General features: G+C 71.2%; 15 protein-coding genes, 1 tRNA gene and 1 pseudogene. 8 read left to right on the forward strand and 9 right to left on the reverse strand.

Features of this window, described 5'->3' with window-relative positions:
• The first annotated feature begins 383 nt into the window (after positions 1-383).
• Positions 384-953 carry a hypothetical protein gene (locus tag ACWPOB_RS21375; protein WP_455402024.1) on the forward strand — a complete coding sequence of 190 codons (570 nt, stop codon included), beginning with the start codon at positions 384-386 and terminating at the stop codon, positions 951-953.
• Positions 954-1,118: 165 nt separating this feature from the next.
• Entirely contained in the window at positions 1,119-1,625 is a 507-nt protein-coding gene (locus tag ACWPOB_RS21380) for a nitroreductase family deazaflavin-dependent oxidoreductase (RefSeq protein ID WP_455402025.1), read from the forward strand.
• A gap of 106 nt (positions 1,626-1,731) precedes the next feature.
• On the opposite strand, the gene ACWPOB_RS21385 is transcribed toward ACWPOB_RS21380, so the two are convergent.
• Positions 1,732-1,804, reverse strand: a tRNA-Arg gene (locus ACWPOB_RS21385).
• Positions 1,795-2,610 (reverse strand): annotated as a pseudogene (locus ACWPOB_RS21390) (MFS transporter); the annotation flags it as partial. The pseudogene ACWPOB_RS21390 and the gene ACWPOB_RS21385, both read right to left, overlap by 10 nt.
• Before the next feature lie 242 nt (positions 2,611-2,852).
• Between ACWPOB_RS21390 and ACWPOB_RS21395 the strand changes: the two are divergent.
• The 3 genes from ACWPOB_RS21395 to ACWPOB_RS21405 all read left to right on the forward strand — a co-directional run bounded on the left by ACWPOB_RS21395 (position 2,853) and on the right by ACWPOB_RS21405 (position 6,360).
• A complete protein-coding gene (locus tag ACWPOB_RS21395) occupies positions 2,853-3,626 on the forward strand; it encodes a neutral zinc metallopeptidase (protein WP_455402026.1) in 774 nt (257 codons plus the stop codon).
• Between the two features lie 326 nt (positions 3,627-3,952).
• The gene (locus ACWPOB_RS21400) at positions 3,953-4,765 is read left to right on the forward strand and encodes a M23 family metallopeptidase (RefSeq protein WP_455402027.1); all 813 of its coding nucleotides are present in this window, start codon (positions 3,953-3,955) and stop codon (positions 4,763-4,765) included.
• Positions 4,766-4,839: 74 nt separating this feature from the next.
• Entirely contained in the window at positions 4,840-6,360 is a 1,521-nt protein-coding gene (locus tag ACWPOB_RS21405) for a glutamate-cysteine ligase family protein (RefSeq protein ID WP_455402028.1), read from the forward strand.
• On the opposite strand, the gene ACWPOB_RS21410 is transcribed toward ACWPOB_RS21405, so the two are convergent.
• The 4 genes from ACWPOB_RS21410 to ACWPOB_RS21425 all read right to left on the reverse strand — a co-directional run bounded on the left by ACWPOB_RS21410 (position 6,361) and on the right by ACWPOB_RS21425 (position 10,959).
• On the reverse strand, positions 6,361-8,646 hold the full coding sequence (locus ACWPOB_RS21410; protein ID WP_455402029.1) for a M28 family peptidase: 2,286 nt from the start codon (positions 8,644-8,646) through the stop codon (positions 6,361-6,363). It lies immediately after the preceding gene.
• A gap of 75 nt (positions 8,647-8,721) precedes the next feature.
• Positions 8,722-9,945: a globin domain-containing protein gene (locus tag ACWPOB_RS21415; RefSeq protein ID WP_455402030.1), complete on the reverse strand. Its 1,224-nt coding sequence runs from the start codon at positions 9,943-9,945 to the stop codon at positions 8,722-8,724.
• A 55-nt stretch (positions 9,946-10,000) separates the two neighbouring features.
• On the reverse strand, positions 10,001-10,441 hold the full coding sequence (locus ACWPOB_RS21420; RefSeq protein ID WP_100056450.1) for an RrF2 family transcriptional regulator: 441 nt from the start codon (positions 10,439-10,441) through the stop codon (positions 10,001-10,003).
• Between the two features lie 65 nt (positions 10,442-10,506).
• Complete coding sequence (locus ACWPOB_RS21425; RefSeq protein ID WP_100056451.1) at positions 10,507-10,959, reverse strand: CBS domain-containing protein; 453 nt, start codon at positions 10,957-10,959, stop codon at positions 10,507-10,509.
• Between the two features lie 156 nt (positions 10,960-11,115).
• On the opposite strand from ACWPOB_RS21425, the gene ACWPOB_RS21430 reads away from it, so the two are divergent.
• Positions 11,116-12,057: a universal stress protein gene (locus ACWPOB_RS21430; protein ID WP_455402031.1), complete on the forward strand. Its 942-nt coding sequence runs from the start codon at positions 11,116-11,118 to the stop codon at positions 12,055-12,057.
• 92 nt (positions 12,058-12,149) lie between these two features.
• A complete protein-coding gene (locus ACWPOB_RS21435) occupies positions 12,150-13,190 on the forward strand; it encodes an LLM class F420-dependent oxidoreductase (protein WP_100056458.1) in 1,041 nt (346 codons plus the stop codon).
• Between the two features lie 94 nt (positions 13,191-13,284).
• Here the strand turns inward: ACWPOB_RS21435 and ACWPOB_RS21440 are convergent, their stop codons facing one another.
• Positions 13,285-14,448: an RNA-guided endonuclease InsQ/TnpB family protein gene (locus ACWPOB_RS21440; RefSeq protein ID WP_455402032.1), complete on the reverse strand. Its 1,164-nt coding sequence runs from the start codon at positions 14,446-14,448 to the stop codon at positions 13,285-13,287.
• 116 nt (positions 14,449-14,564) lie between these two features.
• Between ACWPOB_RS21440 and ACWPOB_RS21445 the strand changes: the two genes are divergently transcribed.
• On the forward strand, positions 14,565-15,467 hold the full coding sequence (locus tag ACWPOB_RS21445) for a universal stress protein (protein WP_455402033.1): 903 nt from the start codon (positions 14,565-14,567) through the stop codon (positions 15,465-15,467).
• Positions 15,468-15,650: 183 nt separating this feature from the next.
• Here the strand turns inward: ACWPOB_RS21445 and ACWPOB_RS21450 are convergent, their stop codons facing one another.
• Positions 15,651-15,926, reverse strand: coding sequence for a hypothetical protein (locus ACWPOB_RS21450; RefSeq protein WP_455402034.1), 276 nt, complete (start codon positions 15,924-15,926; stop codon positions 15,651-15,653).
• Positions 15,923-16,876 carry an acyl-ACP desaturase gene (locus ACWPOB_RS21455; protein ID WP_455402035.1) on the reverse strand — a complete coding sequence of 318 codons (954 nt, stop codon included), beginning with the start codon at positions 16,874-16,876 and terminating at the stop codon, positions 15,923-15,925. Before ACWPOB_RS21455 ends, ACWPOB_RS21450 begins: the two co-directional genes overlap by 4 nt.

The following is a 16,876-nucleotide window of genomic DNA, read 5'->3' on the forward strand; positions in this document are numbered from 1 at the left end:
ACGTCCCCGTCCCGCAGGGCGAAACCGCCTCCCCGGTCCGCTCTTCGATCTACCGTTGAGTCGAGGCAGCCGAGAGGGGGAACGATGACCTACCCGCTCTTCGAGAAGACCCGGGAACGTTCGGAAACCGGGCGGCATTTCGTGATCGAGGACTACACGAAGACGCCGTCGCTCTGTCGTCACGGTGTCTGGGTGGGCGGCCGGTCGATTTTTCCGACACCGTGCTTATGTCCTTCGAGCACGGCCAGGACGACCTGTCAGTCGGCTGGATCGTGAACGGCGCGGCGATATCGCCGGAAGGTTGCTATGCGCCGTGCCAAGGAGCGCCGACGATCCGATACCGGTGTCCCGGAGACGGTAGGAACCTGCACACCATTTCGCTGATGAGCACGCCCGGCAGCGATCAGGACTGCGTGGACCTGCAGGTTGTGTTCACGCCTCCGCCGCAGTGGAATCCGCTCGAGTACGGCCCGTCGAAGAAGGTGTGCCTCCAGGGCCGGATCGTCGAATGGCCGTGGTTCCTCCTGCAGCAGGAACAGGAATGCTGGGAACGGTTCCGGAACGTATTCGAGAAGTACGTGGTGGTACCCCGTCCGGCTCCCGCACCACCCGGCTCCCGGCCGGCCTGGTCGGCACCGGCGTGGTGGTGGAGATCACCGGTTCGAGAGTGCTCGTCCTCGATTCCGTCGCCGGCGCCACTGCGGCCGGTCACCCCCGGCTCGGACCCGAACCGGCTGAGCACGGCCCGGCCATGCCGAGCGCTGGGACCCACGCCAATCCCATTCACGGTCAACCAGATCCGCGTCGCCACGCTGGTTCCACCCCATCGGCCGACGCGGCGATCGATCCGGGCTACGGTCGGCACGGGCGAGGAGATCCTGCGCACCCTCGTCGTCAGCCCCGCCCGGCTCCCGCCACCACCGTGGTCACCAGCGGCGAGTCCTGCCGCATGAGCGCGGCCCGAAACCGGGCAGGAGGTCGAGCCCCGGCCCGGAACCGAACTCCTCGAGGAGTGGGGACTTTCACCCGGCCGACAACGTGGACCCAGAACCGGCCGCTGACAGCCGTGGAACGATCGGCTCGAGTCGAGCTTCCCCCATGAGCGAAAGGGCGGACCCGTGACCGAAAAGGCAGTGCTCCGACGACTTGCGGAGTGGGTGTTCGGCGGCGTCGTGCTCGTCGTCGATACGGTCTTCACGGTGATCCGTGTCATCGTGTGGCGCTCGCGCTGGCAGCCGGCATTGACTGCCCTGCGCCGGTACAACAAAGTCGTCCTCAACCCGGTGATCTTGAAGAGGGGAGGGAAGACGGTCACGGCGGTGCATCACGTGGGTCGCACATCCGGAAGGCCATACGTCACCCCGGTGTGGGCGGAACGATCCGGACAGTCGTTCTTCATCCATCTGCCCTACGGCACCGACGTCGACTGGTGCCGCAACGTTCTGGCAGGCGGTGGCTGCATCCTCGAGCGCGATGGCGTGCGCTACGACGCCGTCGCTCCCGTGATCGTGCCGGCGGCGGAGGCGGAACCGCATCTGTCGTCGGCATCGAGGAGGATGCACCGACTGTTCGGCGTCGAGTCGTATCTACGGCTGGACATCGCCCCTGGCGTGAAGGCGGACTGATCGAGCGGCTGGAGCAGGGGCGGGGGCATCGCGCTGGTTCGTCCGCTCCTCGCGAGTGGCGGTCCGTAGAGAGCGGCAGCGGGTGAGCTCGACCAGCGGTCTCTTGTGCCCCCGGCAGGATTCGAACCTGCGACACCGGCTTTAGGAGAGCCGTGCTCTATCCCCTGAGCTACGAGGGCAGCGCGCGGTGGACCGGCGGTGCCGATTCGATGCGCGGTGTGAGTGTAGCCGGGATCGCGGCGCCGGTGTGAAACGGTCGCGGAACCAGCGGCACGGCGAGCGCCGCCGCCGCGCCGACGGCGATCCACGTGACGGTCCAGGCCTGGTCGGAGGCGTGCGAGGCGGACAGTAGGGCCGGGGTGAGGAAGCTCGACCCGTAGATCGCGGCGCCCGTGAGGGCGATCGCCGTTCCCGCCCGGTCGGCGACCACGACGGACGCCACCTCGGCGAAGGCGACCCCGTGCCACGCGTGCGCGAGGACGCCGGCCGCGCCGAGCGCGGCGACCACGACGGGGCCGGGTGCGGCGGCGAGGGCTCCGACGGTCGCTCCGAGCGCGCCGGCCGTCGAGACCGCGATGGTACGCAGGAGCGCGCGGCGGTCCCCGCGACGGTCCGCGATCCTGCCCGCGAGCAGGCGCCCGGCAGCGCCGACGACCTGCACCACGGCGACGACCGCGGACACGTCCGCCACCGCGAGGCCCAGCCGGTCGTGCAGGAAGACACCGCCGAGGGTCAGGGCCGCGATCTGCGGCACGGTCAGCAGCGCCGCCGCGCCGGCCGGCCGCCACGTCGTGCCTGAGCGCAGCGGCGACCCGGTCGCCGGCGCCGTCGGTGCGACGGACGGTGCCGACCCAGGGATGGTGCGTGCGACGATCGGTGCCGACCCAGGGATGGTGCGTGCGACGACGAGGGCTGCGCCGGCCGTCCACGCCGCGGATGCCCCGAAGGCCCAAGCGAATCCGAGCGCCGCGGCCAGCCAGGGAACGGCGACCGCAAAGGCGGCCGCATTCTCGACCGAATGTCACACGCCGTCAATCCAACCGAACGCATGTGACATTCGGCCGCGGGCGTGACCGGTGACATTCGGTCGGAGGTGCGGCCAGTGACCCCGGGGGTGGGGAGCCGCCCCCCTCGGGGTGAGGTGTGCAGCCCGAAGAGCCCTGGAGTGCGGCCGCTGCGTGCCGGAGGGTGGATCCGCAAGCCGAATCCTCGTCCCCGGGAGTGCTCATGTCTCGTTCGATCTCGCGCACGATCCGCTTCGCCGCCGTGGCTGTCGCCGCCCTGGTGCCCGCTTTGGGTGCCGTCGCTCCGGCCGCCGCAGAGGACGAGGCTGCCCTGCAACAGCTTTCGACCACAGCGGAGTGTCCGTTCGCCGCCGGGAGCACCGGGCAGTACACGACGGACGCGATGGGGCCGTATGTGCAGTGCTTCCTTCCGTCGATCGAGTCGTGGATCGATGCCACATACCAGAACATGCCGCATCCCACCGCCTACTACTCGGTGGCGGCGGGGAAGTCGGGGGAGGCGGCGCCCGGCTGCGCCTACGACGAGAACTCGCTGATGTACTGCGCGGCCGACCGCAGCCTCTACATCGGGGAGAAGGCGGCGATGGACCTCGTGAACGGCTACGGGGAGATCGCCATTGCCGCGGTGCTGAGCCACGAGGTGACGCATCACTTCCAGACGATGCTGGCGCTGCCGGAGCCCGACCCGGCCGAACCCAACAGTGCCATCCCGTACGAGAACCAGGCCGACTGCGGATCGGGCGCCTTCGTCGCGTACTCCGAACGCGATCTCGGCGTCACGGTCGAGCAGACCGACCTGGCGTCGCTGGGCCGGGCGTTCGCCGCGGTGGGGGAGGACAAGGGGCCGGAGCGCACCCACGGCACCGCCGAGCAGCGCATCCAGGCATTCGACACCGGCTACCTCAGCCCGTCGCCCACCCCGTTGCTCTCGTGCGTCGACTATTTCCCCGGTGCGCCCATCGCGTACGTCGGCTGATGCGCCGGGCGATCCGCTGTGATCACAATCACATAACTGCCGTCGTCTCCTCGCGGTTCTGTATGCGCGCGAGGCGGCGCCGGGAGTCGTCGGCCCCGGCGGACGTCCTGACCGGCCCGCCCGCGCCGGGGAAGGGGTTTCCGCAGTTCACGCGGCTAGGGGAGGGTCGCATCCGACCGGGCTGCCGCCGGGTCGCCGTCGGTACCCACCGCAGAGGTGTCCGAAACGTAACGCTGGCGCTGCCCTATATCGTTTTGTTACTTTGAGTCGCCAGAAACGGCCGGGGCACACCCGGCGCGCAACGGACGACGGATGAGGTAGCAACTGTGGGACGGCACCAGCGGGCAGGCGACGAGGCGACCACCTTCGAGATGGATCTGTCCGGTGCATCCTCCGGCCGCGGCCGGCACCGCGTCGAGCCCACCGGCCCGTCGGCACCCGTGAAGGCCGCCACTGTGGCCGCCGCCACCGGCGCCTTCTTCGCCGTGGGTGCCCAGCTCGCCGCCGGCACGGCCAGTGCCGCGCCCGCCCCCGCCCAGACCGGCACCCTGCCGTTCGAGGTGCCGCAGGGCCTGCTGCCCGAGGGCTTCGAGCTCCCGCAGCTGCCCGGTGCGCCCGCCCCGGCCGACGAGCACGCCGCCGCTCCCGTCCTGCCGCCGGAGCTCGACGGCCTGGTCGACCAGTTCGCCGCGGGTCAGGGCTGGCTGAACAACCTCAACCCCGCCAAGCCCTCCACCGTGCAGCCCGTCTCGGGCACGCTCACCTCGGACTTCGGCCCCCGCTGGGGCAGCCACCACGGCGGCATCGACATCGCCGCCCCGATCGGCACCCCGATCAAGTCCGCCGCCGACGGCACCGTCCTCGACGCGGGCGCCGCCTCCGGCTACGGCCAGTGGGTGCGCGTCCTCAACGACGACGGCACCACCGCCGTCTACGGCCACGTCGACACCTACCAGGTCAGCGCCGGTCAGCGGGTGACCGCCGGTCAGCAGATCGCCACCGTCGGCAACCGCGGCTGGTCCACCGGCCCGCACCTGCACTTCGAGGTGTGGGACCAGGCAGGCGGCAAGACCGACCCCAACGCCTGGCTCAGCACCCGCGGCGTCGTCGCCGACTGGGGCAGCTACCGCGCCGTCTGACGCTCGCCCCCAACTGCGGTCGCTCGGCCGCTAGGCTGACGAATCATCACCTAGCGGGGGAGAGGGACAGCTCCATGGGCACGCAGATCAAGGCTCGCTCCTTCACCCGCGCCGACCGGCGCGAGTTCCGCACCAAGGTGCAGGCCTGCCTCGCCGCCCTGGACCGGATGCTGCGCGAAGGTGCCTTCACCGACGCGCGCGAACGTCCGGAGCCGCTGCTCGGCATGGAGATCGAGTTCAACCTCGTCCAGGACGACATGGAACCGGCCATGTGCAACCTCGAGGTCCTGCAGGCGATCGACGATCACGCCGTGTTCCAGACCGAGCTCGGCCAGTTCAACGTCGAGATGAACGTCGACCCCGGGCCGTTCGCCGGTGACGCCACCCTCGACATCGAGAACACCCTGCGCGAGTCGCTGCGCCGCGCCGACACGCGGATGCACCGGCAGGACGCCCAGCTCGTCATGATCGGCATGCTGCCGACGCTCGAGCTCGCCCACCTCGACCGCGAGCGCATCACCGCCAACCCGCGCTACGAGGCCCTCAACGAGCAGATCTTCGCCGCACGCGGGGAGGACATCGAGCTCGATCTCGACGGCGTGCCCCTCCCCGGCCGCGACGACGCCGAACAGCTGCGGGCCGATGCCAACTCGGTCGTGCCGGAGGCGGCCTGCACGTCGCTGCAACTGCATCTGCGGGTGGCCCCGGAAGACTTCGCCGACCACTGGAACGCCGCTCAGTGCCTGGCCGGGGTGCAGGTGGCGCTCGCCGCGAACTCCCCGTTCCTCGCCGGCAAGGCGCTGTGGCACGAGAGCCGGATCCCGCTGTTCGCGCAGGCTACCGACACCCGTACCCAGGAGCTGAAGAATCAGGGGGTGCGGCCGCGGGTGTGGTTCGGCGAGCGCTGGATCGACTCGGTGACGGACCTGTTCGAGGAGAACTCGCGGTACTTCCCGGCGCTGCTGCCCGAGGTGTCCGACGTCGATCCGATCGCCGAGTTCGACGCCGGCCGGACGCCGCGGCTGCGCGAGCTGCAGATGCACAACGGCACCATCTACCGCTGGAACCGGCCCGTCTACGACGTCGCCGACGAGCACCCGCACCTGCGGCTCGAGAACCGGGTGCTGCCGGCGGGCCCGACGGTGCTCGACATCATGGCCAACGCCGCGTTCTACTACGGGGCGCTGCGCGCCCTCGTCGACGCCGACGTGCCGCTGTGCCGGTTCATGAGCTTCGACGCCGCCCGCGAGAACCTCGGGATCGGGGCCAAGTACGGCCTCGACGCGCGGCTGTACTGGCCCGGCCTGGGCTGGGTGGGCGCCGACGAACTCGTGCTGCGCCGGCTGCTGCCGATGGCGGACGCGGGCCTGACCGCCTTCGGACTGTCGCAGCAGGCGCGGGACCGGTACCTGGGCATCATCGAGGGCCGGTGCCTGAACCGGCAGACCGGGGCGGCGTGGCAGCGGGCGCAGGTCGTCGAGCGGGAGGAGGCGGGCGCCGACCGGCGCACCGCCCTGCACGGAATGATGCGTGACTACATCCGGAACATGCTGGACGGCAAGCCCGTTCACGAGTGGCCGCTCGGCACGGCGTGATCACAACCGGACGGTGCGGGTCACCGCGACCGCGGGAGTGACCACCGCCCGGTCGTCCGGAGCGGTGTATCCCGGAACCACGGTGAGGTCGTCGGTGACGTCGGCGACGTGCAGTACCACCGCGCCGTCGCGCGGGGCGACGGCCAGCCGCACCTCGATGCCCTCGGCCGGGGTCCCGGAGAACAGGAACCCGAACGGCGCGGCCGGCGCGGCGCTCCGTCCGGCCACCACCGTCTCCCGCACCGCCGCGGTCGTCTCGTCCACCCACAGCCCGATCGTCGACGCCCCGCGCGGCGACGTCAGTCGCAGGGTCAGCGTCCGTTCGTCGCCGTCGGTGACGTCCGCGACGACGGCGAGCCCCGGCGCGGGCAGCGGCGCGACCGGCGCGGGCCCGTGGGCGAACCTGGTCTCGCGGCGCCACGGGAACGCGTCCGGCAGCGTGGCCGGCTCCTCGGTCAGCAGGGCGCGGCTCCAGGCCGACGCGGGTGCGCGCGGCGACGCCCACACGGCGGCACCGGTGTCCGTGTTCAGCGCGTAGAGCAGCTGTTCCTGCCGCGGTGGGGTGGCGCCGTCGCGGTTGACCCAGCCGCCGACCGGCGAGGCCACGAGCACGACCACCGCGGCGGCGATCGCGGCGAGCCGCAGCTGCGACGGCGCGCCGGCGGCGTCGACGAGCGGCAGCGCCAGCGCGAACAGCACCGCGACGAAGCCCCCCGCGAGCGGCGCTCCGGTGAGCAGACCGGCGTCGAACGACGCCACCGCGGCGGGCACGAGCACCACGACCGCCGGAACGGTCCCGGCCAGCGTCACCGGCGTCCGCCACCCGCGCCGATCGGTGGGCAGCAGGTCCACGACGAGCGCGGCGATCGCCGCCGGCAGCGCCGGCAGCACCAGGACGGTCGCGACGCCGAGGAAGGGCAGCGCGGCCAGGGCGGTGACCGTCACGGCGAGCAGCGCACCCGTCGCGAACGCGGCAGGGCCGACACGCCGGCGCACCGGCGGATACGCCGCGAGCAGGACGGCGACGGCCGCGGCCGCCGCGGCGACCTGGTAGGGCACCGGCAGGTACGGCTCGCGCAGGACCGCCGAGGCCTGACCGGGAGCGATCCGCAGCGCGAGCCACCACGGCACGAACGCCGCGCCCGCCGCCGCGGCCGCCACGGCGATCGAGATCCCGCCCGACGCCGCGAGACGGCCCGCCGAGGCGGTACCGTCCCGGATCCGCCGGGCCGCGAGGGCGCCGGTGACGGCGGCGAGCAGCGCGGTCAGGGCGATCTCGAGCCAGCGCGGGTAGTGCACCGGACCCCAGGGCAGCGTGACGACGACGTCGTCGCCCCCCGCGTCGAGCTCTGCCAGGTCGGCGGACGAGAACCGCTGTGCCGCAGCAAGGGTGGTTTCTCCCATGCGCTGCAGCGACGCGGTGTCGAGCCGGTCCGGGGTGTCGAGGGGACTGTGGTAGTAGGCGCCGCCGCCGGCGATCGCGGTGTCCGCGGCGTGCATGCCGGCCTCGGTGAGGCGGCGGAAGTCGGTGTCGTTGGGCAGCAACTCGAACGCCGTCTGGGTGAACGAGTCCGCGGTCGTGCCGGGCACGCCGGCCAGCACACTCACGAGACCCGCGTTGGGAGAGGAGATCCGGAAGGTGACGGGGATCCCGCCGTTGCCGCGGGCCTCGTGGTTGAGCACCACCGTCGGCCTCGCGTCGGCCGGTTGCCGCCGCGTGTACTCCTCGGCGCCGAGCAGGCCGCGTTCCTCGCCGTCGGTCACGAGCACCGTGACGTCGTTCCGGGGGCGGGGGCCGGCGGTCAGGGCGCGGGCCGCCTCGAGCACCGTGGCGATCCCGATCCCGTCGTCGCCCGCGCCGGGGGAGCCGGCGACGGTGTCGTAGTGCGCGGCGAGCACGACGGTGCCGGTGGGGTCGGTGCCGGGGAGGGTGGCGACGACGTTCGCGACCCGGCCGCCCCGCTGGGTGCCCTGCACGGCGGTGGCCGACCAGCCGACGCCGTCGTCGACGCGGACGGACCAGCCGAGGTCGTCGAGGGTGCGGACCAGGTACTCCCGGGTCTCGGCATGGCCGGCCGAACCGGGGGTGCGCGGCTGCGCGGCCACCGCCTCGACGTGGGTCGTCGCGCGGACGGCGCTGAATGCGGTGGGGGGAGCGTCGGCCGGGGCGGGTGCCGCCGGGGTCCGCAGCGTGGCTGCGAGCCCGACGAGGAGCAGCACGAGCAGTCCGATCCGGCCGGCCCGGCGGGTGCGGCCCGCGCCGGCGGGGGCCGGAGCATCGTCCATGTGAGCGAGCCTAGCGCCGGATCGTGGAGACGACCGTGCCCCGGCCGCAGGGGCCGGGGCACGGTCGGACGCGACTCAGGCGCTCGGGGCCCAGCTGTCGGGACCGAACACCTCGTAGTGGATGTTCTCGGCGGGCACGTTGCGCTCGATGAGGGCCTCGCGCAGCGAGAGCATGAACGGCAGCGGACCGCACAGGTACGCCTTGGTGTTCGGGTCGAGCGGCAGGTCCGACACGTCGGCCCGGCCCACGCGCACGGTCTCGAGCGGCTCGCGGGCGCCGAGGTCCTCGTACCACCGGTGCACCTCGGCGGACGGGATGCGCTCGACGAGGGTGGCCAGCTCGTGCCGGTGCGCGTGGTTGGCGACGGAGCGGTCGGCGTGCAGCACCGAAACCTTGCGCTCGTCACCGGTTTCCGCGAGGTGCGCGAGCATGCCGATCATCGGGGTGCAGCCGATGCCGGCGGAGGCCAGCAGCAGCGGCGCGCCGTCGTCGGGCAGCACCAGGTCGCCGAACGGGGTGGTGACCTGCAGCTCGTCACCCTCGAAGACGTTGTCGTACAGGAAGTTCGACACTTCACCGGCCGGCGCGACGGTGCCGGCGGGGGTGGTGGTCGCCACGATCCGCTTGACGGTGATGCGCCAGTCGCCCTGGGCGGGCGCGTTGGTCAGGCTGTACTGGCGGATCTGGCGGGCCCCGTCGGGCAGCTTCACGCCCACCGAAAGATACTGTCCCGGACGGAAAGCGGGCAGCGGGGCGCCGTCGAGCGAGGTCAGGACGAACGAGACGGTGTCGGCGGACTGGTGCCGGCGCTCGGCGACCCGGACGGTGCGCCACACGTCGCCCGGCGCGACGCCCGCGGCCTTGTACAGGTCGTCCTCGAGCTTGATGAGCGTGTTGGCCATCAGCCAGTACAGCTCGTCCCAGGCCGCCGCGACCTCGGGGGTGACGGCCTCGCCGAGGACCTCCACGATCGCCTCGAACAGGTGCTTGTGGACGATCCAGTACTCGTCGGGCTTGATGCCGAGGGAGGCGTGCTTGTGCGCGATGCGCGACAGGATCGCCTCGACCCGGGCCGGGTCGGGATCGAGCTGCAGGGTCGCGAAGGCGGCGATGGAGCCGGCCAGGGCCTTCTGCTGCTCGCCCTGCTTCTGGTTGCCGCGGTTGAACAGGTCGCGCTCGAGTTCGGGGTGCGCGGCGAACATCTTCTTGTAGAACAGCGGGGTGATGTCGCCGATGGCGGCACCCACGGCGGGGAGGGTGGCGCGGACAACTTCCTTGGACGCGGCTGAGAGCGGCATCGTGAACTCCGTTTCGGGTAGGGCTGGGCCGGTTCCGGGCTGTGGAACCGTGCGGTCAGACGGCGGGGCGGGTGAGGTCGAGCAGGACGGCGCGGGTGGGGGCCCGGGTGAGATCGGCGACGGTGACGGAGTCGAGCGCCGCGTAGAAGGACTCCTGGGCTCGGCGCAGTGCGCCGCGGAGGCTGCATCCTTCCCGCAGCGGGCACGGTTTGTCGCCCTCGCAGGCGACGACCTCGCTGTCGCCTTCGAGTTGCCGGGTGAGCCATCCGACGGACGCGCCCCGGCCGAGCTCGGTGATGGTCAGTCCGCCGCCGCGGCCGCGGCGGGTCGTGACGACGCCGAGTTCACTCAATCGTGCGACCACCTTGGTGGTGTGTGCGTACGACAGCTGCAGCTGCTCGGCGACGCGCTTGGTGCTGGGGGAGCTGTCGGGCGCGGCGGCCGCCAGGTACATGACAACTCTCAGTCCGAGATCGGTGAACTGGGTGAGTTGCATGACCTGAGACTAGATAATTGGTATCTGAAATGACAATTTAATGTGACGTAGATCGCTTCGGTGCGTCAGCGTTCGAGCATGGGAAGGATATTGCGCCAGCTGACGATTCCGATCGGCCTGCCGTCGCGCACCACCGGCACGGACCGCAGCCGCATCTGCAGCATCGCCCGCGCGATGTCGAACAGCTCGGCGTCCGCGTCGAGGGCCACCGGCGGCAACGCCACCGCCCGCACCGTCAGCGGCCGGCGGACCGCGGTCACGAGCGGCTCGGGCAGGTCGGCGTACATCGACAGGCGCGCCAGATGCGCCCCCGCCAGCGCCTCCTCGGTGATCAGGCCGCACAGCCGGCCGTGCTCGTCGACCACCGGGAGGGTGGTGAAGCCGTTGCGGGCCAGCACCTCCCCGGCCCGCTCCAGGGTGGCGTCGACCGTCACGGCCAGCACCGGCGTGCTCATCACGTCCGCCGCCCGGACCTTGGGGGCCGCGGCCCCCGCCATGCGGATCGGTCCACCGGACATGATGCGCCTCCTCTCCCTACGATTGTGGCCGCATCCCCGGCACCGGGCCAGTGGCTCCGGACTTCCCGGAGAGGGACCAAAGACCATTCCTGCCCCCAGGGGAGCGGATTAACCTCGACCCCGAGGACGATCCCTGCGACGAGAGCGGTGACCGACGTGAAGTTCCCAGGCAGCAAGGCGCACCACGAGCCCACGCACGACGAGGCGGTGCGCTCGAACACCGTGGTGGTCGGGATCGACGGATCCCCCGCCTCCGACGACGCCGTCCGGTGGGCCGCCGCGACGGCCGCCGACCGCGGGCTGCCGCTGCACATCGTGCACGCTCTCGACTTCGCCCCCAGCGGCTACAGCGGGGCGCCGTTCATCCAGACCGCGCAGGTCTTCGAATGGGTCGAGGACGAGGGCAAGACGCTGCTGCAGCGCGCCGAGGAGGTCGCCCGCACCGTCGCGCCGGCACTCGAGATCACCACCCGGCTCGCCGCCACCGGCAGCGCCCGCTGGCTCATCGACCTGTCCGCCCGCGCGCGCATGCTCGTGCTCGGCTCCTCCGGCACCGGCCGGGTGGGCGAAGCACTGCTCGGCTCCACCCCGGTGTCCGTCGCCAGCCACGGTCGCTGCCCGGTCGTCGTCGTCCGCGGCAAGGCTCCGGAGTCCCTGCCCGACACCCGGCCCGTCGTCGTCGGGGTCGACGGCAGCCCCCTCAGCGAGAAGGCCGTCCGCGCGGCGTTCGAGGAGGCCGGCCTGCGCGGCGTCGACCTCGTCGCGGTGCACGTGTGGAGCGACATGCGGCGGGGCACCTTCGACGAGGCCGTGGAGGTTTCGATCGATCCGGACGCGTTCGCGGAATCCGAGCAGGCCCTGCTCGCCGAGCGCCTCGCCGGGTTCCACGACCGCTACCCCGACGTGAACGTGCGTCGCGAGGTGTACGTCGACGGGCCGCGCGCCCACCTGCTGGCCTGGTCCGAGAAGGCGCAGCTGCTGGTGCTCGGCAGCCGCGGCCGCGGCGGCTTCACCGGCATGCTGCTCGGCTCCACCAGCAACTCGCTGATCCGCGACGCGCAGTGCCCCGTGATGGTGGTGCGCCCCGACGAGTCCTGAAGGTCGCGCCACGCCCCGGCGGTAGGGTACCTGGCACACGGGTACGAGCGTGCCCGGCAGGACCACGCACCAACGAATCACGGGGTATGCGGATGCGCATCGGGATGGGATTGAACTACAGCGGCGGATTCGCCGAGACGGCGGCGGAGGTGGCCGATCTCGAACGGGCCGGCCTCGACATCGTCTTCGTACCGGAGGCGTACTCGTTCGACGCGGTGAGTCAGCTCGGCTACCTCGCGGCCAAGACCGAACGACTCGAGCTGGCCTCGGGCATCTTCCAGATCTACACCCGCACCCCGAGCCTGACCGCGATGACCGCCGCAGGGCTCGACTACGTCTCCGACGGCCGCTTCGTCCTGGGCATCGGTGCGTCCGGCCCGCAGGTCATCGAGGGATTCCACGGCGTCAAGTACGACGCGCCGCTCGGCCGGACCCGTGAACTCGTCGACATCTGCCGCCAGGTGTGGCGCCGGGAGAAGGTCGAGTACCAGGGCAAGTACTACCAGATCCCGCTGCCGCCGGAGAAGGGCACCGGACTCGGCAAGCCGCTCAAGCTCATCAACCACCCGGTGCGCGAACGCATCCCCGTCCTGATCGCCGCGATCGGCCCCAAGAACGTCGAGATGACCGCCGAGATCGCCGAGGGCTGGGAACCGATCTTCTTCTATCCCGAGAAGGCCGCCGACGTGTGGGGCGAGTCCCTCGCGCGCGGCAAGGCCAAGCGCGATCCCGCGCTCGGGGACCTGCAGGTCTATGTCGGCGCGTCGCTCGCGATCGGCGACGACGTCGACTTCCTGCTCGATTTCGTACGCCCGCACCTCGCGCTGTACATCGGCGGCATGGGGGCGAAGGGCAAGAACTTCTACAACGACCTCGCCGTCCGCTACGGGTACGCGAAGGAGGCGGAGACCATTCAGGACCTGTATCTCGCAGGCCGGAAGGAGGAGGCCGCCGCCGCGGTGCCCGACGACCTGGTGCGGGCGGTCTCGCTCATCGGGCCCGAGAGTTACGTCCGGGAACGCGTCGCCGCGTTCGCCGAAGCCGGCGTCACCACCCTCAACGTCACCCCGATCGCGGAGAACACCGCCGGCCGGGTCCGACTGATCGAACAGCTGCGGGAGATCTGCAACTGACACCCGTGCCGATGTGAGAACCCGGGCCCACCGGCCCGCAGACAGAGGGGATTTTCTTAACGCCTCTCCTTCCTGAAGGCAGGAGATTCCCGACTCAGACCGCAACCGCACCACCACTCGGAGGGAGGTGATCCGTTTGACTCACGTCGTCGACACCGGTGTGGCCACGCTCCGCCACAACCAGAACCACCCTGGCAGCGTTCCGGTCCCGGCACGCGGTATACCCGCACGCCCGGCACCGGAAGATTCGTTCCTCGAGTCCGAGGGGTTGCTTGGCTCTCGCGAAACACCTCGAACACGTCATGGTTGTGTACGCGGGCCGCACCAACACCACCTTCCGGTCGGCCCGCCTGCCCTGCTCGATCAACTCTCGTTTCACCGTCGCGACCGCGGCATCGGCGGCCTTACGCGCCATAGTGGATTTCGTCAGAAACTTGGGTTTGAAATCCTCCACCGCGACGAGACGATGCGCATCGACCACGGTCCCGGCCCAGATCCGGCCGTCGTGCCGGTTGTGCCGGACCGCCTTCTTCTGCACCTTCGCGGCCTGTGCGCGGGCCCGCCGATAGCCCTTCGAGGGTGGGTGTCCCTTCCCCCGGCGACGCCGCGCCCTCTTCCGCTGCGCTCTCGCCAACTCCGCCGCACACCGTTTCCGGTGCCCGTGATGCGGCAGATCGAACCGCTCCTCGGTGGCCGTCGCGGTCCGGGCCACTCCCCAATCGATCCCGACACCGCTGTTCTCCTCGACCACGGGGATCGGCCCTGCCTCGTGGGTCACCACGAACGAGGCATACCAGTGATCGAGGCAATCGCGGGTGATGCGCACACTCGACGGCTCCGCCGGCAGTGCCCGCGACCACACCACCGGAACACTCACGCCTTTGGGCAACACCAACCGGCCGTCGCGGATCCGGAACCCGCGGCGGGTGTACTCGAGCGTCGGCAGGGTCTTCTTCCGCGCCTTGAAGCGCGGCCGGCCCCGGCCCTTGACCGTGCACGATGCGTCCAACGCCTGCGCGTAGGTGCGCAGCATCTGCTGCTGGGCGACCTGGGAACCGTCCCGCAACCACGACGCGCGTGCCCGGGCGTCGGTCAACTGCGTGCCGAGTGTCCCGAAACTCGGCTTGCGGCCCGTCGTGAACTGGTGGACGGCTTCGTTCCACAGGAACCGGCAGCGATGCCACTCCTCGATCAGGGCAGCGGCGGCGGTGGTGCCCGGCCGCAACCGGTAGTGGTAGCGCACCACCTCGATCCCCATGCCCGGCACGCCAACCGACCCCACCGACAGGTTTGCCCGACACCACCACTCCCCCCGAAAGGAGGACGGCGCTTCCTCTCCCTCGTGAACGAGGGAGTATCGGCGCCGAACATCAGATGACCGAAACCCAACCGATCGTCGTCGCGGTCGACGGATCCGACGCGGCGGCAACCGCGGTGATCTGGGCGGCCCGCGCTGCCGCGGCCCGCGCGCTGCCGCTGCACATCGTCACCGTCGTGCACATCCCCGCGTTCTACTACTCCGAGCCCTACCTCGCGGAGAGCTTCCACGAGGAGATGAAGGAGACGGCGCGGGCGCGGCTCGACAGTGCCAAGGTGCTCGCCAAGCGCATCGCCGACGAGCAGGGCCCGGTCGAGATCACCACGGAGCAGATCGAGGGCAAGGCCGTCCCCACCCTCGTCGACCTCTCGAACCGTGCCGACACCATCGTGCTCGGCTCGCGCGGGCTCGGGGAGGTGAAGGGGCTGCTCGTCGGCTCCGTCACCCTCGGTCTCGCCTCGCACGCCCACTGCCCGGTCGCGATCGTGCGCGGCCGCACCCTCGACGGGGCACCGCCCTCCGACGGGCCGGTCGTGGTCGGCGTCGACGGTTCCGAGGCCTCCGTGCGCGCCGTCGAGGTGGCGTTCACCGAGGCGGCCGCCCGCAAGGCGACGCTTGTCGCGGTGAACGTGTGGAGCGACGTGAGCGTGCAGCCGTCCCTGGGTGCGGTGCCCGAGGATCCGCAGTGGAGCAGGATCCAGACGGGGGAGGAGGTCGTGCTCGCCGAGAACCTCGCCGGGTTCCAGGAGCGCTACCCGGACGTCGTCGTCGAGCGCGTCGTCGCGCGGGACCGGCCGGTGCGGGTGCTGAGCGAGTACGCCGAACGTGCCCAGCTGATCGTCGTGGGCTCCCGCGGCCGCGGCGGCTTCAAGGGCCTGCTGCTGGGATCGACCAGCAACGCGCTGATGCAGACGGCCGACTGCCCCGTGCTGATCGTCCGGCCGGACGGCGAGAAGTAGCCGTCCCGTCCCGGACTGCGCCGCATGTGGTTGCGCGGCAGGGTGCTTCCCGCGCGCGTCCCTACGCGCGCGGGAAGCACCGCAGCGCGCGACCGCCGGGCGAACGTGCCCGGACGCTCGATGCCCGGCACCCTGAGCGGGTGCCGGGCATCGTCGCCGGGTGGTTCCGGGTAGCCGGCGTGGTCAGCCGAAGTCGTCGAGGCCGCGCCGGCGCAGCTCGCTCCACACGTCGGCGGGATGCACCCCGCGACGGACGGCGTCGTTCTCGATCAGCACGCCGAGCATCTGCGAACTCAGGAAGGCGACGTCCTCCGGGCGGTGCGTGCCGCTCTTGACGGTGAGCCATCCGGACACGTCGCCCCGTTTCGCGGCGCGGGCCATGTTGAGCACCGAGCCGAAAAGCTCCGCCGACCCGGTGTCCCGGTCCTCCCGGGATCCGGGCTCGCGCACGCTGGTCATGCGCTCGCCCCTGCGTGTTCGTCGCGCCGGGCCTGACGGGCCAACGCCCGGTCCCGGGCCTCCTCGAACCGCTCGGCCTTCGTCTGCAGGTCGGTGAGGAAGGCGTCGAGGTCCTCGCGCAGCTGCTCGCCGCGGCCGCCGAAGTCGGTGCGGTCGAAGACGCGCCACTTGCGGAGCACCGGCAGCACCACGTCGTCGAGATGCTGCCGCAGGTCGTAGATGCCGCCCTTGGCGATCAGCACGGCGTTGCGCCGGAAGTTCGCCATCGACGCGCCCGGCATCCGGAACCGGGTCAGCACGCTCATGACCGCGGCGAGCGCCTGGTCGGGGGCGATGTCGAGGGCGCCCTCGACGATGTTGCGATAGAACATCATGTGCAGGTTCTCGTCCGCGGCGACGCGGGCGAGCATGCGGTCCGCGATCGGATCGCCGCAGGCCCGGCCGGTGTTGCGGTGCGAGACCCGGGTCGCCAGTTCCTGGAAGGTCACGTACGACACGGACTCGAGCATCGACGTCGAGCCCGGGTCGAATCCGGTGGTCATGTGCGCCATGCGCGCGTTCTCGAGCGCAACGGGGTCCACACCGCGGGTGACCACCAGGTAGTCCCGCATGACGACGGAGTGCTTGTTCTCCTCGGCCGTCCAGCGGCCCACCCACGTGCCCCAGGCGCCGTCGAGGCTGAAGTGCTCGGCGATCTCGCGGTGGTAGGAGGGCAGGTTGTCCTCGGTGAGCAGATTGGTGATCATCGCTGCCTGCGCGGTCTCGGACAGCGCGGACTGGCCGGGATCCCAGTCGATGCCGCCGAGGGCGGCGAAGTTGCGGCCCGCGTCCCACGGAACATAGTCGTGCGGATGCCAGTCCTTCGCCATCGCCAGGTGGCGGTGGACGTTGTCCTCGGCGATCGGCTCGAGCTCTCGGAGCAGTTCGAGATCCGTGAGTTCCCTGGTCAC

This window comes from Rhodococcus sp. 2H158 (genome assembly GCF_053764755.1).

What these genes read in the sequence shown, in the direction of transcription:
- ACWPOB_RS21375 (WP_455402024.1), top strand. Translation starts at nt 384, where the DNA reads ATGAGCACGCCCGGCAGCGATCAGGACTGCGTGGACCTGCAGGTTGTG.
- ACWPOB_RS21445 (WP_455402033.1), top strand. Translation starts at nt 14,565, where the DNA reads ATGACCGAAACCCAACCGATCGTCGTCGCGGTCGACGGATCCGACGCG.
- ACWPOB_RS21395 (WP_455402026.1), top strand. Translation starts at nt 2,853, where the DNA reads ATGTCTCGTTCGATCTCGCGCACGATCCGCTTCGCCGCCGTGGCTGTC.
- ACWPOB_RS21420 (WP_100056450.1), bottom strand. Translation starts at nt 10,441, where the DNA reads ATGCAACTCACCCAGTTCACCGATCTCGGACTGAGAGTTGTCATGTAC.
- ACWPOB_RS21425 (WP_100056451.1), bottom strand. Translation starts at nt 10,959, where the DNA reads ATGTCCGGTGGACCGATCCGCATGGCGGGGGCCGCGGCCCCCAAGGTC.
- ACWPOB_RS21410 (WP_455402029.1), bottom strand. Translation starts at nt 8,646, where the DNA reads ATGGACGATGCTCCGGCCCCCGCCGGCGCGGGCCGCACCCGCCGGGCC.
- ACWPOB_RS21440 (WP_455402032.1), bottom strand. Translation starts at nt 14,448, where the DNA reads ATGGGGATCGAGGTGGTGCGCTACCACTACCGGTTGCGGCCGGGCACC.
- ACWPOB_RS21435 (WP_100056458.1), top strand. Translation starts at nt 12,150, where the DNA reads ATGCGCATCGGGATGGGATTGAACTACAGCGGCGGATTCGCCGAGACG.
- ACWPOB_RS21405 (WP_455402028.1), top strand. Translation starts at nt 4,840, where the DNA reads ATGGGCACGCAGATCAAGGCTCGCTCCTTCACCCGCGCCGACCGGCGC.
- ACWPOB_RS21450 (WP_455402034.1), bottom strand. Translation starts at nt 15,926, where the DNA reads ATGACCAGCGTGCGCGAGCCCGGATCCCGGGAGGACCGGGACACCGGG.
- ACWPOB_RS21415 (WP_455402030.1), bottom strand. Translation starts at nt 9,945, where the DNA reads ATGCCGCTCTCAGCCGCGTCCAAGGAAGTTGTCCGCGCCACCCTCCCC.